Below are 677 nucleotides of genomic sequence, written 5' to 3' on the forward strand. Positions count from 1 at the left end.
GGCGGCCAGTCTGGTACCGGAAAAAGCCATGATGTGGCTGGTTTCCGTCCCGGAAGTCTGGCACTGCCTGATGCAGCATCTTAATGGCCGTCCGTCCACAGTGCCGCTGATTGATATGCTGCTTCAGGAAGCAGCCGGACAGGTTCATTCACCGCTGGATAAACAGGCGGCTTCACCCACTGTGACAGAAGTGGCTTTTGCTGCTGAAAACGGATCAGTCACTGCCTCGGAAACAACTGCGATCCCGCCGATCAGTGAAATAAACCGTTCATCGCCGTCTGCGACGGATGATACCCGGACACTGTTATCATTATTTCAATCAACTGATTGATTTTTTCGTGTCAATCTGACGGAAAAACTCACCCGCATGACGCAAAACTGATCAAACGATCGGAGCGTAAGGCAGAAGTCTTGGCATAAACAGTAACCTAACTTCATCATTTAACAGTAAATAATTTAAATGGTGATGTGTATTTTGGTATTTGCACGGGTTTTCTGAACAAAAAAAACGTGCAGATATGATAACTGAGGGAAAAAAGAAGATGTTGCACACAGCAGAAACGTTCAGTTGGGACGAACTATTAGAAGAGTATTTCTTTTCACATATTCTGAGACCGGATACCGAGTGGAGTTACCGGAAGGTGGTGCGGGGATTTACCCGGTTTATGGGGGAAACG

The 677-nt window shown here is 47.0% G+C and carries 2 pseudogenes; both read left to right on the plus strand.

Annotated elements, in window-relative coordinates:
• Positions 1–331 (plus strand): annotated as a pseudogene (locus Xinn_RS21250) (TraI domain-containing protein); the annotation flags it as partial.
• Between the two features lie 211 nt (positions 332–542).
• A pseudogene (locus tag Xinn_RS23060) lies at positions 543–677 on the plus strand (site-specific integrase); the annotation flags it as partial.

The sequence above is a fragment of the Xenorhabdus innexi genome (assembly GCF_002632485.1).
Classification (GTDB): Bacteria; Pseudomonadota; Gammaproteobacteria; order Enterobacterales; family Enterobacteriaceae; genus Xenorhabdus; species Xenorhabdus innexi.